This window comes from Streptomyces prunicolor (assembly GCF_045162825.1).
Lineage (GTDB): Bacteria > Actinomycetota > Actinomycetes > Streptomycetales > Streptomycetaceae > Streptomyces > Streptomyces prunicolor.
In genome coordinates this window covers 5,635,307-5,654,620 of record NZ_CP108676.1, presented here as the reverse complement: position 1 = coordinate 5,654,620, position 19,314 = coordinate 5,635,307, and the positions used below count along the sequence as shown (strand labels likewise).

Below are 19,314 nucleotides of genomic sequence, written 5' to 3'. Positions count from 1 at the left end.
AGGCGGCTTGTGCACTGGGAGTTTCTGCCCCAGGGGCTGGGCTTCGGCTCGGTGGTGCGCGTCAGCGGTGGTCGACGTAGGTGACGAGCCCGCCGATGGTCAGGCCCAGCGCGCATCCGCGGCGGAAGGACTCGTAGCGCATGCCCGGGGTGTGCTGGGCTTCGGTCATCGCGTACAGTCCGCGGATCCCCAGTTCCACGCCGCACAGGCACACGACGTAGCCGTGACGCAGGGCGGCGGCTGCCCACTCGGGGTCGTACGGGACCCAGGTCCGGGAGTAGATCTCACCGTCGGGCGTCCGCAGTTCCAGCCTGGAGTAGGTGTATCCGTAGTGCGGGTCCAGTTGGGGCTGTTCATCGGGTATCTCGTGCAGCTCCCATCCGAGGATCCAGGGCAGGTCGCAGTAGACGTCGGGCGGTAGGCGCCTCATGCCGAACAGGATGGCGCCTTCGATCTGCGGTTCCTCGGGTATCTCGTCGGGCGAGGCTCCCTTCGGCGGGACGTACCCGAAGTAGCCCACGCCCCGGGCATGCCTGAACTCGAAGAGGGCGGTGGGCATGCGGGGTGTCTGTGCGGGGTGGAGGGTGATTGTGCCTTCCGCGGTCTCCAGGCCCCCCAGCACGCACTCGAGCTGCAGCGCGGGGTCGTCGCAGAACAGGATCCGCCCGCGGTCGTCGATCTGTTCGAACTGATGCCGGCTCATCTTCTTCGGCCCTCCGGTTGGTTGCCGTTCCGCGTCCACGAAGCAGACGAATCAATGTTGAACCATCCTATTGAAGGATCGTTCAACGATCCATACATTGGAGCGCGTGCACCACCAGGCCGGCGGTTTCGTCGAGAGCAGGGGTGAGGGTGAGCGCGGAGGAAGCAGGAAAACGGCGGACAGGCGTGGGTCGGCGGGCGCTGGTCGGCGCCGCGAGCACCGGCGCGGCGTTGGCGCTGTGGGCGATTGTGCGTCTGATCGTGCGCACGGCCTTCGTCGCGCATGCCCAGTGGATCGACGCGCTGTGCGCGCTGGCGATCCTCCTCGGCTGCGTGTTCCTTTGCACGTGCTGGTACTTGGACCTGCGGTGGCCGCTGTGTGCGGTGTGCCTTTTCGGGGTGCTGTTCCTGCAGAACCTGGAGCTGGATCAGCAGGCGCTGCACCAGCACGGGCGTACCGAACACGTCAGGGTCCGGCAGATCGGGTGGTCCGCCGGTGACGGCGTGGATCCGGGCGTCCACCGCTACACGGTCACCGTCCTCGACGGCCCACCGCTGGCTCCGTTCGAGGAGAACGGGCTCATGGGCTGGAACTGGGTGGTGGGCGGTACGTACACGGTGACCGTCGATCCGCAGGGCAGTGCCCTGCTCAGGCGGGGGGACAAGCCCGGGCCTCCGGTGATCCAGCGGTTCCTGCAGATCCCCCTCGGCCTCGGCCTGACCTTCGCCCTGTGGCGGCCCGCAGGGCTGCTCCTGCGCCGACAATCTCACCTGCTCGGCCCACCACCTCGCTCCATCACCCCCCGGGGCCGCGGCGATCGCGAGTGCCCTCAGTGAGGGTTGGAGTGAATCTGCGGGCCAGTTCATGAATTCGCGCTGAATCGCGGCTGACACTTCGCCGGGATACGGCACCCGTGCGAAAGGACGCACAACCAAGGACGCGGAGGGACGGTCAGACGCTGTGCCGGAATCCGGATGCACCGGTTTCCGGCACCTCGATTTCCCCCAACTGACCTTATGTTCCACGGAGGTTGTGCGATGTCCTCTCGTTCTTCCCGGCGCCGTACGCAGCGTTCCGCTTCGGCGCTGACGCTCGCTCTCGGCACCGCGCTGCTCGCCCCGCTGTTCCTCGCCGGGACGGCGGGCGCGGCCACGGCGCCGGCCACCGCCGGGCTCAACTCCGGTGGCCAGGAGGTCATTTACACGGCCGCCGCGGGCCAGGCCAACAAGGTGGTCGTCACCGCGACGCACGTGACCGGCACCGAGAAGATCACGTACGTCATCGACGACGTGGTCACCGTCAAGGCGGGCACAGGCTGTTCGTACCCCAGCGCCTCGGACCACACCAAGGTCAGCTGCACGGTCACCACCCTGGACAGCCAGGACCCGTACCCCACCCTGCAGTTGACGCTCGGCAACGGCAACGACACGCTCGCCTACCTCAACAAGACCAACCAGACGTACAACTTCGCCTCCGTCGACCTGGGTGCCGGCAACGACAAGGCCACCGAAGACGGCAGCGTCGACGGCAACTACGTCTCGGGCGGCACCGGCAACGACACCCTCACCCTGGGCAAGTACTCGGTGGGCTGGGGCGACGACGGCAACGACATCCTCAAAGCCGCCGCCGGCACCATCGCCCAGGGCGGCAACGGCAACGACACCATCTCGACCACCGGCGACGCGGCCGACGGCGGCGCGGGCAACGACGTCATCACCGGTGGCGCGGGCGCCCAGAGCCTGACCGGCGGCACCGGAAACGACAGGATCCACGGCGGCGCCGGGAACGACTTCATCTACGGCGGCACGGGCAACGACGTCCTCTACGGCGAGGCCGGCGCCTACACGATCTACGGCAACTCCGGCAACGACACGCTGTGGGGCGGCACGGGCACGGACACCCTGTCCGGCGGGCCGGGCCGCAACGTCGTCCACCAGAACTGACGCGCGCCGACATCGGCGGACCGGCTCAGGGCGTGGTGTAGCCGACCACGACTCGGGCCGGGAAGCGGAACGCGCCGGGGACGAGCGTGGACTGCTCGACGGTGACGGCGACGCCGGTGCCGTTGGCGGCGGTGGAGTGATACGCCCAGGCGGCCTCGCGCAGCGACGAACCGCACAGGCCGTCCGGCAGCGCGAGCTCGTCGTCGTCGACCGCGGGCTCCCCGTACTTCTTGTCGAACAGTTCCTTCCCCTCCGGAACGATGCCCGCGCGGCGCAGGTAATCCGGTATCAGCCCGCTCGTGAAGGTGACTTGAGCGCTGCCGTTGTGTGTGTAGTAGTGGACGTCGGACGCGTCGGTGGGGATCGTCGCGCCCCCGGCGGTGATCACGCCCGGCAGCTTCAGGTCGCTCCCGGCGCACGCCCGGGCGTCCCCGAACGGATGCTCGTCCCGCAGCAGCCAGGCACTCCCGCCGCCCACCGCCGCGAGCACGACCACACCGATCCCCAGCCACACCGGCACCCGCCGCCGCCCGGCCACAGCACTCATCAACGCCCCCTCGTCACGGCGAGCGAGAGCCTCCCAAACAACGCGCGTACACGACAACCCCTTATCTCCCCTCCCCAACACCCTCAACTCCTCTCCCCAACCCCTTAACCCCTTTCCCACATGTCACAGCCATGTCATACGCTGCTCTCAGCAGCCGCGCCCCGCGCGTCACCGCGTCTCTCATCCGCGGTCACGTCCGGGTGTTGCGCGGCGCTCTCAACTCCCGGTCTCCTGACCGGTTTTCCTTGTGGGGGGAACAGCACGTGCGGATGCGCAGCATCTCGACCGCGACAGCGCTCGCGGTCCTTTTCGGCTCGGCGGCGCTCAGCGTCGTAGCGACGGGTACGGCCTCGGCGGCGACCGCCAACGTGACCACGCCCGGCGGTCTCGTCGCGGACGGCGCCCTCAAGCGGGTGTTCGTCGGCGACCGTTCGGCCGGGACGGTCGCGGCCACGGACTACTCGGGCAACGTCCTCGCCTCGGCCGGCGGGCTCAGCGGGGTCTCCGACCTGGTCCTGTCCGACGACGAAAGCACCCTGTACGCGGCGGCCCAGGGCACGCACGAGATCGTGGCGCTCGACCCGGCCACGCTCGACGTCAAGGCCCGCTATCCGGTGGCCACCACCACCGGCCCGCGCTACCTCGCCTTCACCGCGGGCAGGCTCTGGTTCACCTACGGCGACCAGTGGGACGGCGACCTGGGCTCCGTGGATCCCGCGGTGGACCCGGCGAGCGGCACCGACCCGGTGACGCTGACGCAGTTCCCGACCGAGGGCACCTCGGTGGGTCTCTGGGGCCCGGCGCTGCTGGACACCGACCCGCTGCGGCCCGGTGTCCTGGCCATCGGCCAGACCGGCGGCGACTCCACGGACTCGATGGCCGTGGTCGACGTGTCGAGCGGCACGCCCGCGCTCACCGCCTGGTACTTCGGCGACTACACGCTCAACAGCGGCATCGCCGACCTCGACCTCGTCGCCGGCGCGGACCAGGTACTGGTCAACGGCCATGTGGTGGACGCCTACGCGGGCGGCACATTCGCTCAGGCGACCAGCCCCTTCCCGGCCGCCGAGCGGGCCGACGTCGCCCGGGACGGATTCGTCGCGCAGGCGAGCGGCAACACGGTCACGACGTACCGTCCGAGCGGCACGAAGCCCGTCCACACGTACAGCGTCGGCTCCTACGGCACGGCCGACCTGACCTGGGCTCCCGACGCGTCCCGCGTCTTCGTGCTGGCCCAGACGTCCACCGGCGGCTACACCCTCAAGGCGCTGGCCGACCCCGAGAAGAACGTCCCGACCCTCACGGTCAACGCTCCCTCCTCCGCCGCCCGCGCCAAGAAGCTCACGGTCACCGGCAAGCTCTCGGCGACGTTCGCGCTGCCGGCCGGAGCCAAGCTCCAGGTCACGCGCACCGACCTGGAGTCCACGAAGGGCAAGGCGCTGCCCGCCGTCACGGTGAAGTCGAACGGCACCTACTCCTTCACGGACACCCCGCCGGCCGGCGGCACGGTCACGTACAAGGTGAGCTACGCGGGCGACTCCGGGCACGCGGCGGTCAGTGCCTCCGACAAGGTCGCCGTCTCCCGCTCGGCGACGACCCTGAGCCTGAACAACAACGGCAAGCTGTACGCGTACGGCGCCGACGTGAAGTTCACCGCGCACCTCGGCAAGACGTACAAGAACCGCACGGTCGCGATCTACTCGGACCCCTTCGGCGCCGACAAGCCGAAGAAGCTGGTCAAGACCGGCAAGGTCAACTCCAGCGGCAACATCACGGTGACCGTCGACATGACCCGCGACACCGCCGTCTCCGCGGTCTTCGCCGGTGACGCCCGCAACGCGTCCAAGACGGTGAAGGCCACGGCGTACGCCAAGGTCAAGGTCTCCACCGCGATCACCAAGCACTACAAGAAGGCGAAAATCGGCTCGACCTCGTACTACTGGTTCCACAAGAACTCGGCGCCGATCATCACGACGACGATGACCTACTACAAGAACCGCCAGGAGCGGATCGACCTGCAGGTCTACTACCAGGGCCAGTGGTACTCCTCCGACTCGGAGTACTTCGGCCTGGCCACGAACGGCAAGGCCGCCGTGAACCTCGGCGCCCCCGGCGAGTCCGGCATCAAGGCCCGCATCCGGGCCGCGTACATCAACGGTTCGTCCGGTGACAGCGTCAACTCGACGACGTACAGCGACTGGAAGTACCTGTACTTCTCCAACTAGTACCTGTTTCCCCAGGCGTTGGGGTTCACCGGGTACGGGGCAGCCCCGCTTCGAGGACCATGTGTCCTCGGGGCGGGGCTGTTCGCGTGTGCGTCGGCTACACCACGTCCAGCCCCGTCATGAGCTGCCCGTACGCCCCCTCCGCGGCCGCGACCGCGACGTCGTACGCCTCGTCGGCGGTCCGTCCTGACGTGATCGTCCGCCAGTTCTCCTGCCCCAACTCCTGCTGTACGGCGATCAGATGGGCCGCGGCCAGACGTCTGACGATCGGTGGCGTACCGCCGGAGTCGGAGCTGCCGCCGGCCGGCAGGGCGTCCGCGAGCGCGTCGATGTCCTGGCTGGTGTACCGCTGTCTCATGCCGATGCGGAGGCTGGGCGTGCGGTAGACGAGGTCCTGGAAGGACAGCACCTCGGGGTGGTCGTTCAGGCCGGTGATCGGGTCGCGGGCGGCGAGTCCGGCCAGGAAGTGGTCGCGCAGGGCCGCGGTCGGGGTCAGACCGGCCGGGCGCTCCCGCACCACCCGGGCCGCCTCGCCGAGGTGGTCGGCGAAGCGGTGCAGGACCAGGTCCTCCTTGGTCGGGAAGTACCGGAACAGCGTGGCCTTGGAGACCTCGGCCGCCGCCGCGACCTCGACGACGGACACCTCGTCGAAGCCCTGGGCGCGGAAGAGACGCAGGGCTTCCTGAGCGATGAGGTTCCGCGTGCGTTCCTTCTTGCGCTCGCGCAGACCGGCGGGTTCGTCCATGCCGCACAGCCTACACGAGAGATGAGGCTCGGACTCGAATGAGACCGGATTACTTTTGAGCCCGAGAAACTTCTGAGACCTGGTTGCATTTTCTCGTCGGGCGATGTTCCATGGATGCACGACGACGAGAGGGGCCGCCATGACCGACGGCGCTGTACCGAGCGAGGGTGTACTGATCGTGGGCGCCGGACCCACCGGCCTCACCCTTGCCATCGAGCTGGCCCGGCGCGGTGCGGGGGTGCGGATCGTGGACGCGGCCCCGGCCCCGCACCGGGAATCCCGGGGCAAGGGCCTGCAGCCGCGCACGCTGGAGGTCCTGGAGGACGTCGGCGTCACCGAGCGCGCCCTCGCCACCGGGACGACCCGACTGCCGTTCCGCAAGTACTTCGACGGCGCGCAGGTGAACGACACCGACCCCTTCGCGGACGCCCGCCCCACACCCGACGCGCCGTACGAACGGGGGGTCCTCATAGGGCAGTGGCAGGTGGAGGAACTCCTGCGCGAACGGCTCGCCGAGTTCGGGGTCCGTGTCGAGGGCGGCACGGAGGTCACCGGGTTCGAGCAGGACGAGGACGGTGTCACCGCCGTCCTCGCCGACGGCGAGCGCATCAGGGCCGGCCATCTCGTCGGCTGCGACGGCGGGCGCAGCCGGGTGCGCAAGGCGATGGGGGTGCGTTTCGACGGTACGACGGACGAGACCCAGTCGATGGTCGTCGGTGACGTCGAGGCCGAGGGGATCAGCCGGGACGTCTGGCATCAGTGGTTCGCGTCGGACGGCAGCGGGGTGATGCTCTGCCCCATGCCGGGCACGAACTCCTTCCAGTTCCAGGCCGGCCCCGAACTCGACGCGGGCGGCGACCCGTTGCCCCCGTCACTGGAGGGCTTCCAGCGGATCTTCGACCGGTACGCACAGGTGCCCGGCGTCACGCTGACCGACCCGACCTGGCTCTCCCTCTGGCGGGTCAACGTCCGCATGGTCGACCGGATGCGCGTCGGCCGGGTCTTCCTGGCCGGGGACGCCGCCCACATCCACCCGATCGCCGGCGGACTCGGCATGAACACCGGCATCCAGGACGCCTACAACCTGGGCTGGAAACTGGCCCTCGTGACCGCCGGGCAGGCGAGCCCCGGGCTCCTGGACACCTACGAGGAGGAGCGCCTCCCGGTGGCCGCCTGGACCCTGGGCATCACCAGCGACCTGTACGCCCGGGTACGCGAAGCGGTCAAGGAACCCGGCACCGGTGTGGAGGCCGCGGCCCCGCCTCCGATGGGCACGGGCTACCGCTGGAGTTCCCTCGCCGCCCCCGCGACCATCGGCGACCCCGCCGTCCTGCGTCCCGGCGACCGTGCCCCCGACGCCCCCTGCCTGGACGCCTCCGGCAACCCGGTCCGGCTCTTCCAGGTGTACGCGGACCCGCGCTTCACCCTGCTCGGCTTCGGCGCCGAAGTCGCGGACGCGGTCGGCAAGTTGGCGGTCGGGCACGAGGACCTGCTCCAGGCGTTCACGGTGGACGGCAACAGCGACGGCGGCGGCGACCTGCACGACCACAAGGGGCACGCCCGACGCGCGTACGGCATCGAGGCCTCCGCCCCCGCCCTCGTCCTGGTCCGCCCCGACAACCACATAGCGCTGCTCACCAGGGACCCGGCGGACGTCACGAACTATCTAGCCCAGATCACCACATTTGCCCCGAAAGAGTGATACTCGGAGTATGAGCATGGCAACGTACGAACTGCTGGCCGCGTCGCACAACACGCTCGACGTGGGCGCCGCCTTTCTCGGTGGCCTGCTGATCGCGGGCGCGCTGGTCTGGGCCATCCATTTCGGCATGAAGGTCCGGGACCAGGAACTTCCACGGCCGCTCCCCGAGGAGCAGCCCCACCTCCCCGCGGGCGGCGCCGTCCACGAGATGCGCGAGATGCGGGAGCCCGACGAGATGCCTGTCGCCTCGGAGGAGAAGGAGCGGCTGATGCCGTACCAACTCCATCACTCCGGGACCAGAACGGGCAAGGACCAGAGCCGGCTGCGCTGGCTGCCCGGGAGAAGCGGTTCCTTCGGCGGGGGCGGCATAGGCCACGTGTGACCTCGTGGCCCCTGTGACCTGGTGGCCTGTGACCTCTCGACCCGTGCCCTTGTGACCTGGCCCAGGGGTTCACCCCTCAGGTCCGCCCTGGGTCGGTCGGCTCACACCTCCGCCGCGGGCAGCGTCACCTCGAACCGGCAGCCGCCCGACACATTCCGTACGGCGGCCCGTCCCTGATGCGCCTCGACGATCCCGCGCACGATCGCGAGCCCCAGCCCGGCCCCGGCGGGCGGGGTCCGTGCATGCGTGCCACGCCACCCGGTGTCGAAGACACGCGGCAGATCGTCCTCGGGGATGCCACCGCAGCCGTCCGTCACGGACAGGACGACACCCTCGGCGGTCCGCTCGGCGGCGATGGCGACCGTGCCGTCGGTCGGCGTCCGGCGAATCGCGTTGACCAGCAGATTCCCCAGCACCCTGCTCATCTCCTTGCCGTCCACCTCGACCGGTACCGGTTCGATCCGGTCACCGACCAGCCGTACGCCGTGCTCACGCGCGAGCGGGTCCGCACCCGCGAGGGCGTCGCCGATCAGGTCGTAGAGGGACATGCGGGAGCGGGTGAGGGCGAGGGAGCCGGCGTGGATGCGGGAGAGTTCGAAGAGGTCGCCGACCATGTCGTTGAGGCGTTCCACCTCGGTGCGGATCTGCCGGAGGTAGCGGCCGGGGTCGGCGGCGACCCCGTCCTCCAGGGCCTCGGACATCGCGCGGAGACCGGCCAGCGGGGTGCGCAGATCGTGCGAGATCCAGGCGACGAGTTCACGGCGGGAGGACTCCAACGCGCGTTCGCGGTCCCGGGATTCGGCGAGCTTGGCGCTGGTGGCGGCCAACTCCCTGCTGACGTCGGCGAGTTCGGCGGTGGCGGGGCGTGCGGGGGCGGAGTAGTCGCCGCCGTCGCCGAAGTCCCGGGCGGCGAGGGCGAGTTCACGGCTACGGGCGACGACCCAGCGGCCGAGCAGCAGGGCGGTGAGGAGGGAGACGACGGCGGCCATCGCGACCACGGTGGTGACGACGGACAGATCGTGCCGGGACAGGAACATCGCCTGCGCCACGGCGAGCGTCCCGGCGAGCATCGCGGTCACCGCGACCGCGGCGACGACGGACACGGACGCGGTGAGCGACCGCCGCCGCAGCAGCCACAGGGCACCGGCACCGAGCACTCCGGCGGCAGCGGCTCCGAGAAAGGCGAAAAGAGCGATGAGGAAGGCGTCACGCATGACCGGTCAGGCCTCCTCGGTGCCGGTGGGATCGAAGCGGTACCCGATCCCCCACACCGTCTGGATGAACCGCGGCCGCCCCGGATCGTCCTCGACCTTTCCGCGCAGCCGCCGTACATGCACGGTGACGGTCGACAGATCGCCGAAGTCCCACCCCCACACCTCGCGCATCAGGTCCTCGCGCCCGTACACCCGCCCCGGATGGCGGAGGAAGAAGGTGAGCAGGTCGAACTCCCGGTGGGTGAGGGTGAGTTCGGTGCCGTCCTTGCTGGCCCTGCGGGCGGCGGGATCGACGGCCAGTCCCCCGGCGCTCAGCGGTGCGGCGGATCCGACCGGCGATCGTGAGCGCCGCAGCACCGACTCGACGCGCAGCACCAGTTCGCGCGGGCTGAACGGCTTGGTGACGTAGTCGTCGGCCCCGACCTCCAGGCCCAGGATCCGGTCGTCCTCGTCACCCCGGGCGGTCAGCATGATCACCGGCACGGGCCCGCGCCCCCGCATCCGCCGGCAGACCTCCAGCCCGTCCATCCCCGGCAGCATCAGATCGAGCACCACCAGGTCGGGCCAGTGGGCGTCGGCCCGGGCGAGCGCCTCCGGCCCGTCCGCGGCCCGCTCCACGACATACCCGGCCCGGTCGAGATACCCGGAGACGACCTCGGCGACGGTCGGATCGTCGTCGACGACCAGTACCCGGGCACCGACCGTCCCGTCGATCTTCCCGGCCTTCTCGTACGACTGCTGCATGGGGCCAGCCTCGCACCCCACCCCCCGCCGATGCCGCCCCGCACCGGCTCCGGGCGCCGGACGTCCTTGTTTCGTAAGAACCCCGGCGCCCGAGCTGTCCTACCTCGGTCCTACCTCGGTCCTACCTCGGTCCCGCCGCCGCCCTACTGCCGCGCGCCGTCCCGCCCCGGGCTGTACACCGCCAGTGCCCAGATCACGAACACGTCGACCGCGATCATGATGACCGACCAGATCGGCGCGTACGGGAGGAACATGAACTGGAGGATCGCGCTGAGGCTCGCGAGGACGATGCCGCAGACGCGGGCCCAGCCCATACCGCTGAGGATGCCCCAGCCGGTGAGCACGCCCACGGCGCCGAGGCAGATCAGGATGACGCCCCAGCCGGTGAGGTTGATGCTGTAGATGTAGTCGCCGACGCGGGTGTACACGTCGTCCTTGGCCAGCGCGGAGATGCCCTGAAGGATGGCGATGACGCCGTTCATCAGCATCAGGACACCGGCGAAGACCGCGCCGCCGGCCGCGAGGCCGGCGCCGGACGACGACGGGCCGTAGCCCCGGGTGCCGGGGGTCTGGCCGGGGCGTCCGCCGGAGTCGTTCCAGGCCGGGGGCTTCTCCTCGCCGCCTGCGGACGGCGAGTGCGGCTGCTGCGTCGAGTGCGGCTGCTGGGTCATGGCCGTACCCCACCTCTCTGTGGTGTGTGGTGCTTCGACCATCCGGCCGAGGCGCCGCCTCCACCAGGGGGATTACGCCGTACGGGTGACACCCGAAGCGGCCCCCGGCCCCGCCCCCGGCCCCTCCTCCGGTTCCGCCGCCAGGAACTCCACCACCGCCAGCGCGAACAGCACCGCCAGCCCCAGTCCGACCACCACCCACCCCGTCGGACGCGACCACAGCAGATACGCGAGCATCGCCGCGCCCACCAGCACCCAGCCGATCCACACCCGGAACCGGCGCACGAACGGCCCCACCGGCCCCGTCCGCAAGCCCGCCCCGTCGGCCACCGCCCGCACCGCCCCGATCCCGGACGCCCACAGCCGCCGTACGAAACCGGCCCGCCGCCCCGGACCGGTCAGCCAGGCGCCCAGCGCGACCACCACGCCCAGCGCCACGACCATCCGCACGGTCGTGAAGAGGAACCGGGTCAGCGCGTCGTACACCGCGGCCGCGGCGGCCGGTGACACTCCCGCCGGGAGTGCGTCGAGGTAGACGGCGCGGAAGACCCGTAGCGCGATGCCGAGCAGGGCGGTCGCGGCGGCCACGCCCAGCGCGCCGGTCACCAGTGCCCGGCGCCTCCGCCGCGCCAGCAGGACGCCCGCCGCGACCAGCAGGACGGCCACCAACGGCAGCCAGGTACCGGCGAGTTGGAGGAGGCGGAAGTACGTCTTGTACGTGCCGAGGTCGTCGCTCTTGAGGAGCGTGATCGACGTGTGGATCTCGGGGATCTTCCCGGCGACCGTCATCCCCTCGTCGACCAGCCGCTGTTTCACCTGGTCCACCACCGGGCCCACGTCGAGTGTCACCGCGCCGTCGTCGAGCCGTACCGCGCCACCGCCACTACCGGTCAGGGCTTTCTCCACAGTGCTGTGGACACGGCGGTTGGCGTCCTTCCAGATGGTCGCGAAGGCGTCCGAGGCGGCGACCGCCTGCGCCTTGTCGTGGACGAAGGCGCGGACCGAGTCCTCCAGCGAACCGCCCAGCGCTCCCAACGCCTTTTCCAGCAGCGGGCGTTGGTCGGGCGCGGCACCGGACAGCAGGGCGGTGAGGTCGAGGTGGTCCATCACGGCCGAGGTCACCCGGTTCGCGACGGCGTTCCGGATGTCCGGGTCGGAGGCGAGCGGCGCGACCGTCTTCACATAGCGGTCGGTGTCCCCCACCGTGTCCGCTGTCCACGCGGCCACGACGCCGAGTGGCGCCAGGACACACCCGACGACGACCAGCAGGATCGCGACCAGCGAACGCACCCGGTGCCGCGGCCGCCGCTCCGCCTCCAGTACGGCGACCCGCGCCCGCAGCCGCTCCAACTCCTCGGCGCCGCTCTCCGCCACCCGCTCCTCCTCCGCCGACGCCGTGAATGCCAGGGCATCCCCAGTCGCCCGCGTCCGCGAGCAGTGCCGCGCCGTTCGGGTGACGCCGGCATGCGGTCGTACGGCATCGGACCTTCACTGGAGGGACGACTCGACACTCATGGAGGCGACATGCCCTGGAACAGGCGTGGTGCGGTGCGGGCGGCGGCAGCTGTCGCCCTCGCCCTGACCGGTCTGGCCGGGTTGACCGGTTGTTCCGACGACAGCACCCCCTCCTCCGTCGCCGGCAAGGCCGCCTCCGCCGTCGCGTCCATCGGCGCGCAGGCCACCGGCGCGATCGCGTCGGCAACGGCCGAGGCCGGCCGCAGGCTCGACAACGTGAAGAACGGCGTCGACGCGAAGGACGCCGTCCACCTCGGCACCCCCGCCATGGATTCAGGCGGCCGCAGCACGGTCGAGGTCACCGTCGACAACACCGACGGCTCGGCCAAGTCCTTTGCCGTACAAGTGGAGTTCAAGGACGAGGGCGGCAATCTGCTCGACACCGTCGTCGTCACCGTCTCCGACGTCCCGGCCCACAAGTCCGCCACGGCGACCGCCCGCAGCAACCGCACGTTGTCCGGCGGCGTGAAGGCGGACGTCGGCACGGCGCTGCGGTACTGAGTCCCCCAGCGCCGCCGCACCTTCGCGAAGATGACGATCGCGGTGTAGAGGCCGTTGGAGGCGAGGGCCGGGTCGGTGACGTACGAGATGGTGCTCGCGACGAAGGCGAGCAGGCTCGGGTAGTAGAAGATCGTCATCGCGAACTGGCACCACACGGCGAGGTCGTCATCAGCGCGAGGGTGACCCAGGTCAGGGTGGGCGCAGGTCGGGTGAGCCGTTCGGGTGAGGGGCGGGGGCCGAGATGCCGGACGGGTCGGGACCGTTCAGGTTGGGGGGGTGGTTCTGAAAAGTGTGACACTTTCGCCGGAAGTGTCACACTTTTTTGGGGGAGGGGTGTCGGGCCGGCGATCGACGAGCTCGACGAACTCACCGCGTTCCTGGCCCGGTTGACGCGGCGGCGCTGACGGTGACCGTGCGCGGTTTCCCCGAGGTGTTCCGCCTGGACCAGGTCACCGCGCCCTACCCCTGGCCGCTCAAGCTCCTCGGCGGCGTTGGCGATCACGGCGGACCGACTCCCGCGCTTGGCAAAGGTGTTGCCGCTGGTCGTCTCAACGACGGTCTCCGTGGTGGCCCTTGAGGTCTTCGCCCGCGAACCGTCCCACGGCGGCCCGGTGTTGCTGATGCTGCCCGCCCTCTTCCTCCTCGTCCCCGGCGACTATCTGAGCACGGCGACCGCCGAGTTGGCCGCCGGCCTCATCACCACCGGCGCGATCCGTCTCGTCTACGCCGTGTTCCTGCTGGTGCAGCTGTATCTGGGCGTACTGGTCCCTCTTCCTGGGCTGGTTCGTGTTCACCGCGGGCACGGTCCTCGCCTTCGCCGTCCCACGCCGCCTGTACTGGCCGTTGCTCGTCCTCGTCTACGTCACGGTGGGCGTGCAGTCGCTGTTCACGAAGCTGGTGGGGGAGGTCGGCGGAACGTTCGTGGCGGCGGCGGTGCTGTCGGCGGCGGCGACACTGCTGGCCCGCGCCGAGCACCGCCCGCCCCGCCTGGTCCTGCCCCTCCCCGGTTTCTTCACCCTCACCGTCGGCTCCCTCGGCATGCGCGGCCTGACGACACTGGATGGTGTTCGGGGCGGCGCTGACGGAGAGGAGAAAGGGGACGTAAGTCGCCGCAGGAACAAGGGTGTTGGGACCAGACCAGCCAGTACTCAGGCCATCCAGAAGAAGACGGCGGTCATCCGCTTCTCCTCCAGCGTGCTGCCGTGGTAGCCGGTCGCGCTGTGCACGAGGTTGGCGTTGTAGAGCAGCAGACTGTTGTACTTGTGCGGCACGCGCACATCCTCTTCGAAGGCGTCCGGCGCGACGAAGCGCGTCCCGAGGGCATCGACGAGGTTGTTGTGCGGAGCCTGCACGACATTGCCGCCGAGCCGTCCACCCGGCAGGTGCTGCCGGTAGAAACTGGTCCCGCAGTCCTTCGGCACGGAGGGGTTGAGATACAGCACGGCGGCGTACCGGCACAGGGCACGGGAGTCGGTGTGCGGCCGGGGTTCACTTTCCCCCTCCCCCACCACCTGGATGCAGTTGTGGTTGAGGGTCCCGCCCCCGGGCGCCTTCTGCACCCACAACTCCTTGGCCCCGGTGGCCTGTTTGACCAGCCGCTCGATCCGCCCCATCTCGGCCGGCTCAAGCCCCGGCATCGTCCGCAGCCCCGGCCAGGTCTCCGACGTGTACGGATACCCCTTGACCCAGTCGTCCTTCGCGAGACACCGCTCCCGTACGGCATCCACGTCCGGAAGCACGTCGTTCAGCACCCAGTAGTCGCGCCCCTTGGTGGGCTTGCGGTACGGGAGGACGGGGAGGGGGGCCTGCTGCCGGGCCCGCTGCTGGGGGTGTGGGGGGAGTGGGGGCATGGGGCAGAACGTAAGCGGGGGTTCGCCAATGCTGTGCCATACACCGGTCAACATTCCGTCAATGACGGGGTGTTGGGGACGGGGTCGGCGGGCCGGGTCGGGGCGGCGAGGCCGGCGAGACCCGGGTCACATCCGGGGCTGTCACATTCCTGCCGGGTCATTCCGTCGGAGCTGTGTACGCATCAGCCACGACAGACCAGACACGACGGAACCGAGGAGCCAACCATGGGTGCCCGACTGAACCCCTTCGCCAGCCCCGTCGCCGGCAAGGCCCTGAAGCACTTCATCGCCGCGGGCAAGGTCATCGACGACTCGCCGCTGCCCGCCGCCACACAGGAACTGGTGAAGCTGCGCGCGAGCCAGATCAACGGGTGCGCGTTCTGCACCGACATGCACAGCAAGGACGCCGCCGCCGCGGGCGAGACCTCGGTACGGCTCAACCTCGTCGCCGCGTGGCGTGAGGCGACCGTGTTCACCGACGCCGAGCGCGCGGCGCTGGAGCTGGCCGAAGAAGGCACCCGTATCGCGGACGCGGCCGGCGGGGTCTCGGACGAGGTGTGGCAGAACGCGGCCAAGCACTACGACGAGGAGCAGCTCATGGCCCTCGTCGCGCTGATCGCCCTCATCAACAGCTTCAACCGCATGAACGTCATGCTCACGATGCCCGCCGGCGACTATCAGCCCGGCCAGTTCGCCTGACCCGAGCCGAGCAGCAGCGCCGCCAGCACCAGCGCCGCGTCCCGGGGTGCGCCCAGGTCCAGGCCCGTCAGCTCGGTGATCCGGGCCAGGCGGTAGTCCACCGAGTTGGGGTGCAGACCCAGGACGCGGGCCGTGGCCCGGCGGTCCTGGCGTTGTTCCAGGTGGGTGCGGAGGGTGGCGGTCAGCTCCGGGCGGTCGGCGAGGGGGCGAGGAGCGCCGCGATACGGTCGCTGCCCGCGCTGGGACGGGAGAGGTGGTACTCCAGGAGTACGTCGTCCAGGCGATGCGCGCCCGGCGCGTGGCCGCAGGCCGTCGCCGCCCGCACGATCTCCGCGCCCACCCTCGCCGCCTCCGGGATGCCCCCGATGTCCGAGGCGACCGTCGCGGCAAGTCGCAGTCCGGGCCCCGCCGCCTCCCGCAACTCCGTACGTCCCGGCACGAGCGCGTGACCGCCACCACCGTCCAGCAGCGCCGGCACCTCCGTACCGAACACCCGGTCCAGGGCCGTCTGCACCCGGCGAACGAGCCGTCGTATCGCGACACCGCCGGACTGCCGGGCCTCCAACCGCAGGTGTACGACCAGGAACGGACCCTCCAGCAACGCCCTTGCCACCGACCGGCGTTGCTCCCGCCGCTCCGCCGCGATGGCCGCCTGTTCGTCGAGGTAGCTCTCGGTCACCGCGCGGATGACCCGGCCCTGGGACGTGATGAGCGCGCCGCAGAGTTCGGTTAGCGCGGCCTCCTCCCCGGGGCGGGCCTCGTCCGTCAGGGCCTGCCACAGGACGTGGGCGCCGGAGGCGTAGGTCCCGAGGAGGAGGTGGAGCGGCCTGCCCTCGTCCGCGCGTTGGAGTGCGCGTTCCTGGAAGTGGCGAAGATCCCCCGCCGGAACACGCTGGGCCTCGGCCTCCCCGCCCGCCGCGCCGCGCAGGAACTGGCGCAGACCCCGCCGTGCCGTCGCCGTGATCTCGACGTCCTTCACCTCGGCGGGCAGCTCCGCGTACCCGTTCAGCTGCTCGAAGACGGTGCGGGTCATCCGCCGGGCCAGCTCGTTCACCCGCGGTTCGCAGCGGGCGGCGAGCGAACGGGCGGCCGGGGAAAGGGAGTCCATCCTTCGCAACCTATCCGGAGCCACCACCCGTCACTTGTGACGCGCCCCACTCCGGCTTTACCAAAACAAAAGACTCCGCGCGCTCCTCCGATCCGTATTCCCCACTGTCCGTACCGCCGACGGGCGGTCCACGACACAGGAGGTACGGTGCGCTTTTCGCGGAACGCGACGGGAACCATGGTTGTGGGGGGTGCCCTCAGCCTGACCCTCGTCGCACTGGCCTATCCGGCAATGCTGGGCGTGACCACGGTCTCCAGCGCTCCCGCACGCGTGATCGCCAACACGCAGTGGGGACCGCTGACCGAGGCGGACCGCGACTTCGTGGTCAAGGTGCGTGCGGCAGGGCTGTGGGAGTACCCCGTCGGCCAGATGGGACTGAAGAAGGGGGCGAGCCCGGCGGTCATCACCGCGAGCAAGCACCTGATCGACGGGCACGCGGCGCTGGACTCCACCGTCCGCAAGATCGCGCCCATGCTCAACATCACGATCCCGAACCAGCCCAGCCCGCAGCAGCAGGGGTTCATCAACACCCTGAACGCGGACAGTGGCAAGCAGTTCGACACGGACTTCGCCAACATCCTGCGGGTCACGCACGGTTCGATCTTCGCCACCATCGCGAAGATCCGCGGAACGACCGAGAACACCCTGGTGCGGGTCCTGGCCAACCAGGCCAACGCGACGGTTCTGGACCACATCACGGTGATGGAGGACACCGGCCTGGTCAACTTCAGCCAGGTCCTCTTCCAGGAGACGACCCCGCCGAAGCTGCCCGCCGTGGACCTGACCCCGCCACCCCCGGCCGCGGGCCAGCCGGAGGTGGTGCTCACCCCGCCGGTGAACAGCACCACCCAACCGCCGGTCCTGCCGGGCGAGTCGGCCAGCGGCAGCGCGGCCAACCCGACCGGCACCCCGACGGTGGGATGAGCGCGCTACGCCCCCAGCCACACGGTCGTGTCCGGTGCCAAAAGCCCGGATGGTACCGACTCCCCGTCGCCCGCCGCCGGTCGGCTGCTCAGCAGCACCTCCCCCGGCGGGCGGGCGACCGGCACGGCCGACAGGTTGGTGACACACCGCCAGCCGTCGGAGCGCGCGAAGTGCAGCACCCCGGGCGGGCTGTCCGCGGCCCAGGTCAGCTCCTCCCCGTCGAGCAGCTTGCGGCGCAGGCGGAGTGCGGTGCGGTAGAGCTCCAGGGTCGAGCCCTCGATCCCGTCCTGCGCCTCGACGGCGTACGACGCGAAGCTCGCGGGCTGCGGCAGCCACGCGGGACCCGGCCCGAAGCCGTACGACGGACCGGCCGAGGTCCACGGCAGGGGCACCCGGCAGCCGTCGCGGCCCTTGTGGGTGTGGCCCTGTTGTTCCCAGACGGGGTCCTGGAGAACCTCCACGGGCAGGTCGGCGACCTCGGGCAGACCGAGTTCCTCGCCCTGGTAGACGTACGACGAACCGGGCAGCGCCAGCATCAGCAACGTCGCGGCGCGGGCCCTGCGCAGGCCGGCCGCCATGTCGACCGGCGGAGTGCGGCCGTTGGACAGGAGCCAGGTGTTGGGGTCGGTGCCCGGGGGCAGCATCAGGCGCGAGACGTGTCGTACGACGTCGTGGTTGGACAGGACCCAGGTGGCCGAGGCGCCTGCCGCGTGGGCCGTGGCGAGCGAAGCGGTGATCACCTCGCGGAGTTCGTCCGCGTCCCAACCCGCCTCCAGGTACTCGAAGTTGAAGGCCTGGCCGAGTTCTTCCGGGCGGGCGTACAGGGCGCGGCGGGCAGCCGGTACCCAGGCCTCGGCGACCGCCATGCGGGGCGGGGTGTAGGTGTCGAGGACGGTGCGCCGCCAGTCGCGGTAGATCTCGTGGACCTCGTCGCGGTCGTAGTAGGGGTGGCTGCCGGGCGGGATCGAGTCGAGGACATCCTCGGAGTTCGCCGCGATGGGGCCCACGTCGCGGAGCGGCTCGGCGAGGTCCTTGGCGAGGGCGTGGGCGACGTCGACGCGGAAGCCGTCGACCCCTCGGTCGGACCAGAAGCGCAGCGTGGTACGGAAGTCGGCCCGGACCTCCTCGTTCGCCCAGTTGAGGTCGGGCTGTTCGGGTGTGAAGAGGTGCAAGTACCACTGTCCGTCGGGGAGTTGCCGCCACGCGCTGCCGCCGAAGACCGACGGCCAGTCGGTGGGCGGGAGTTGACCGTCCGCACCGCGCCCCTCCCTGAACACGTACCGGTCGCGGGCGGCGGAGCCGGGCGGGGCGGCCAGCGCCTCCCGGAACCAACTGTGCTGCCGCGAGGTGTGGTTGGGCACGATGTCGACCATGACCTTCAGGCCAAGCCGGTGGGCCTCGGCGACCATCGCGTCGAAGTCGTCGAGCGTGCCCAGGCGCGGGTCCACGTCGCGGTAGTCGGCGACGTCGTAGCCCCCGTCGGCGAGTTCGGACGGGTAGAAGGGGCTGAGCCAGAGGGCGTCGACGCCCAGGGCGGCGAGGTGACCGAGGCGCTGGGTGATGCCCTTGAGGTCTCCGAGCCCGTCACCGTCGGCGTCGGCGAAACTGCGCGGATAGATCTGGTAGACGACGGCCTGACGCCACCAGTTCGGGTCACGGGAGGACAGGTCGGACACATGGTCTCCTTATGAATTCCCTTTACACCAAGGCAAGTTGACAGTCATCTTCCGGTGGACCCACGATGTGCACACGCTGTGGCGCATGTGACCAATGGGCCCGGTGTTTGCTGCGCCTCTTCGCCTCTTCGCTCCGCCACCCTCCACTCTTTGCACCGCCAGATG

The 19,314-nt window shown here is 70.3% G+C and carries 20 protein-coding genes and 1 pseudogene; 10 read left to right on the top strand and 11 right to left on the bottom strand.

Annotated elements, in window-relative coordinates:
- Positions 1–61: 61 nt before the first annotated feature.
- Entirely contained in the window at positions 62–703 is a 642-nt protein-coding gene (locus OG588_RS25990; RefSeq protein WP_405949380.1) for a hypothetical protein, read from the bottom strand.
- Between the two features lie 149 nt (positions 704–852).
- Between OG588_RS25990 and OG588_RS25985 the strand changes: the two genes are divergently transcribed.
- Together OG588_RS25985 and OG588_RS25980 are read left to right on the top strand one after the other, a co-directional pair.
- Positions 853–1,539 (top strand): hypothetical protein, encoded by a 687-nt coding sequence (locus tag OG588_RS25985; protein ID WP_405949379.1) that lies wholly within the window; start codon positions 853–855, stop codon positions 1,537–1,539.
- 201 nt (positions 1,540–1,740) lie between these two features.
- Positions 1,741–2,646, top strand: a complete 906-nt coding sequence (locus tag OG588_RS25980) for a calcium-binding protein (RefSeq protein WP_405949378.1) — start codon at positions 1,741–1,743, stop codon at positions 2,644–2,646.
- 25 nt (positions 2,647–2,671) lie between these two features.
- Here the strand turns inward: OG588_RS25980 and OG588_RS25975 are convergent, their stop codons facing one another.
- Positions 2,672–3,193: a hypothetical protein gene (locus OG588_RS25975; protein WP_405949377.1), complete on the bottom strand. Its 522-nt coding sequence runs from the start codon at positions 3,191–3,193 to the stop codon at positions 2,672–2,674.
- Positions 3,194–3,462: 269 nt separating this feature from the next.
- Here OG588_RS25975 and OG588_RS25970 point away from each other — a divergent pair, with 269 nt between their 5' ends.
- Positions 3,463–5,418, top strand: a complete 1,956-nt coding sequence (locus OG588_RS25970; protein WP_405949376.1) for a YncE family protein — start codon at positions 3,463–3,465, stop codon at positions 5,416–5,418.
- A 97-nt stretch (positions 5,419–5,515) separates the two neighbouring features.
- Here the strand turns inward: OG588_RS25970 and OG588_RS25965 are convergent, their stop codons facing one another.
- The gene (locus tag OG588_RS25965; RefSeq protein ID WP_405949375.1) at positions 5,516–6,163 is read right to left on the bottom strand and encodes a TetR/AcrR family transcriptional regulator; all 648 of its coding nucleotides are present in this window, start codon (positions 6,161–6,163) and stop codon (positions 5,516–5,518) included.
- 139 nt (positions 6,164–6,302) lie between these two features.
- On the opposite strand from OG588_RS25965, the gene OG588_RS25960 reads away from it, so the two are divergent.
- Positions 6,303–7,865, top strand: a complete 1,563-nt coding sequence (locus tag OG588_RS25960; protein WP_405949374.1) for an FAD-dependent monooxygenase — start codon at positions 6,303–6,305, stop codon at positions 7,863–7,865.
- Positions 7,866–7,875: 10 nt separating this feature from the next.
- Positions 7,876–8,247, top strand: coding sequence for a DUF6479 family protein (locus OG588_RS25955; RefSeq protein ID WP_266859612.1), 372 nt, complete (start codon positions 7,876–7,878; stop codon positions 8,245–8,247).
- Positions 8,248–8,348: 101 nt separating this feature from the next.
- On the opposite strand, the gene OG588_RS25950 is transcribed toward OG588_RS25955, so the two are convergent.
- The 4 genes from OG588_RS25950 to OG588_RS25935 form a co-directional block, all read right to left on the bottom strand.
- On the bottom strand, positions 8,349–9,461 hold the full coding sequence (locus tag OG588_RS25950) for a sensor histidine kinase (RefSeq protein ID WP_405949373.1): 1,113 nt from the start codon (positions 9,459–9,461) through the stop codon (positions 8,349–8,351).
- Positions 9,462–9,467: 6 nt separating this feature from the next.
- Positions 9,468–10,205 (bottom strand): response regulator transcription factor, encoded by a 738-nt coding sequence (locus tag OG588_RS25945; RefSeq protein ID WP_405949372.1) that lies wholly within the window; start codon positions 10,203–10,205, stop codon positions 9,468–9,470.
- 143 nt (positions 10,206–10,348) lie between these two features.
- Positions 10,349–10,876 carry a hypothetical protein gene (locus tag OG588_RS25940; protein WP_405949371.1) on the bottom strand — a complete coding sequence of 176 codons (528 nt, stop codon included), beginning with the start codon at positions 10,874–10,876 and terminating at the stop codon, positions 10,349–10,351.
- 72 nt (positions 10,877–10,948) lie between these two features.
- Positions 10,949–12,250: a hypothetical protein gene (locus tag OG588_RS25935; protein ID WP_405949370.1), complete on the bottom strand. Its 1,302-nt coding sequence runs from the start codon at positions 12,248–12,250 to the stop codon at positions 10,949–10,951.
- 150 nt (positions 12,251–12,400) lie between these two features.
- Here OG588_RS25935 and OG588_RS25930 point away from each other — a divergent pair, with 150 nt between their 5' ends.
- From OG588_RS25930 to OG588_RS25920, 3 genes and pseudogenes are all read left to right on the top strand, one after another.
- A complete protein-coding gene (locus tag OG588_RS25930) occupies positions 12,401–12,892 on the top strand; it encodes a hypothetical protein (RefSeq protein WP_405949369.1) in 492 nt (163 codons plus the stop codon).
- Positions 12,893–13,422: 530 nt separating this feature from the next.
- Positions 13,423–13,599: pseudogene (locus OG588_RS25925) on the top strand (threonine/serine exporter family protein); the annotation flags it as partial.
- A gap of 79 nt (positions 13,600–13,678) precedes the next feature.
- Positions 13,679–14,101, top strand: coding sequence for a hypothetical protein (locus OG588_RS25920; RefSeq protein WP_405953419.1), 423 nt, complete (start codon positions 13,679–13,681; stop codon positions 14,099–14,101).
- On the opposite strand, the gene OG588_RS25915 is transcribed toward OG588_RS25920, so the two are convergent.
- Positions 14,041–14,742 (bottom strand): DUF6445 family protein, encoded by a 702-nt coding sequence (locus OG588_RS25915; protein WP_019055308.1) that lies wholly within the window; start codon positions 14,740–14,742, stop codon positions 14,041–14,043. The genes OG588_RS25920 and OG588_RS25915 overlap by 61 nt on opposite strands.
- Before the next feature lie 225 nt (positions 14,743–14,967).
- Here OG588_RS25915 and OG588_RS25910 point away from each other — a divergent pair, with 225 nt between their 5' ends.
- Complete coding sequence (locus tag OG588_RS25910) at positions 14,968–15,441, top strand: carboxymuconolactone decarboxylase family protein (protein ID WP_405949368.1); 474 nt, start codon at positions 14,968–14,970, stop codon at positions 15,439–15,441.
- On the opposite strand, the gene OG588_RS25905 is transcribed toward OG588_RS25910, so the two are convergent.
- Together OG588_RS25905 and OG588_RS25900 are read right to left on the bottom strand one after the other, a co-directional pair.
- Positions 15,420–15,602 carry a helix-turn-helix domain-containing protein gene (locus OG588_RS25905; protein ID WP_405953215.1) on the bottom strand — a complete coding sequence of 61 codons (183 nt, stop codon included), beginning with the start codon at positions 15,600–15,602 and terminating at the stop codon, positions 15,420–15,422. The two genes, OG588_RS25910 and OG588_RS25905, sit on opposite strands and share 22 nt — an antisense overlap.
- 20 nt (positions 15,603–15,622) lie before the next feature.
- Positions 15,623–16,549 (bottom strand): PucR family transcriptional regulator, encoded by a 927-nt coding sequence (locus tag OG588_RS25900; protein WP_405949367.1) that lies wholly within the window; start codon positions 16,547–16,549, stop codon positions 15,623–15,625.
- Positions 16,550–16,726: 177 nt separating this feature from the next.
- Here OG588_RS25900 and OG588_RS25895 point away from each other — a divergent pair, with 177 nt between their 5' ends.
- Complete coding sequence (locus OG588_RS25895) at positions 16,727–17,473, top strand: DUF4142 domain-containing protein (RefSeq protein ID WP_405953214.1); 747 nt, start codon at positions 16,727–16,729, stop codon at positions 17,471–17,473.
- A gap of 5 nt (positions 17,474–17,478) precedes the next feature.
- Here OG588_RS25895 and OG588_RS25890 read toward each other — a convergent pair whose 3' ends face one another.
- Positions 17,479–19,149: a glycoside hydrolase family 13 protein gene (locus OG588_RS25890; RefSeq protein ID WP_405949366.1), complete on the bottom strand. Its 1,671-nt coding sequence runs from the start codon at positions 19,147–19,149 to the stop codon at positions 17,479–17,481.
- Between the last annotated feature and the right edge of the window lie 165 nt (positions 19,150–19,314).

Coding starts and splice junctions, on each gene's coding strand:
- OG588_RS25990 (WP_405949380.1), bottom strand. CDS start 703: ATGAGCCGGCATCAGTTCGAACAGATCGACGACCGCGGGCGGATCCTG.
- OG588_RS25980 (WP_405949378.1), top strand. CDS start 1,741: ATGTCCTCTCGTTCTTCCCGGCGCCGTACGCAGCGTTCCGCTTCGGCG.
- OG588_RS25975 (WP_405949377.1), bottom strand. CDS start 3,193: ATGAGTGCTGTGGCCGGGCGGCGGCGGGTGCCGGTGTGGCTGGGGATC.
- OG588_RS25970 (WP_405949376.1), top strand. CDS start 3,463: ATGCGCAGCATCTCGACCGCGACAGCGCTCGCGGTCCTTTTCGGCTCG.
- OG588_RS25965 (WP_405949375.1), bottom strand. CDS start 6,163: ATGGACGAACCCGCCGGTCTGCGCGAGCGCAAGAAGGAACGCACGCGG.
- OG588_RS25960 (WP_405949374.1), top strand. CDS start 6,303: ATGACCGACGGCGCTGTACCGAGCGAGGGTGTACTGATCGTGGGCGCC.
- OG588_RS25955 (WP_266859612.1), top strand. CDS start 7,876: ATGAGCATGGCAACGTACGAACTGCTGGCCGCGTCGCACAACACGCTC.
- OG588_RS25950 (WP_405949373.1), bottom strand. CDS start 9,461: ATGCGTGACGCCTTCCTCATCGCTCTTTTCGCCTTTCTCGGAGCCGCT.
- OG588_RS25945 (WP_405949372.1), bottom strand. CDS start 10,205: ATGCAGCAGTCGTACGAGAAGGCCGGGAAGATCGACGGGACGGTCGGT.
- OG588_RS25940 (WP_405949371.1), bottom strand. CDS start 10,876: ATGACCCAGCAGCCGCACTCGACGCAGCAGCCGCACTCGCCGTCCGCA.
- OG588_RS25930 (WP_405949369.1), top strand. CDS start 12,401: ATGCCCTGGAACAGGCGTGGTGCGGTGCGGGCGGCGGCAGCTGTCGCC.
- OG588_RS25915 (WP_019055308.1), bottom strand. CDS start 14,742: ATGCCCCCACTCCCCCCACACCCCCAGCAGCGGGCCCGGCAGCAGGCC.
- OG588_RS25910 (WP_405949368.1), top strand. CDS start 14,968: ATGGGTGCCCGACTGAACCCCTTCGCCAGCCCCGTCGCCGGCAAGGCC.
- OG588_RS25900 (WP_405949367.1), bottom strand. CDS start 16,549: ATGGACTCCCTTTCCCCGGCCGCCCGTTCGCTCGCCGCCCGCTGCGAA.
- OG588_RS25895 (WP_405953214.1), top strand. CDS start 16,727: ATGGTTGTGGGGGGTGCCCTCAGCCTGACCCTCGTCGCACTGGCCTAT.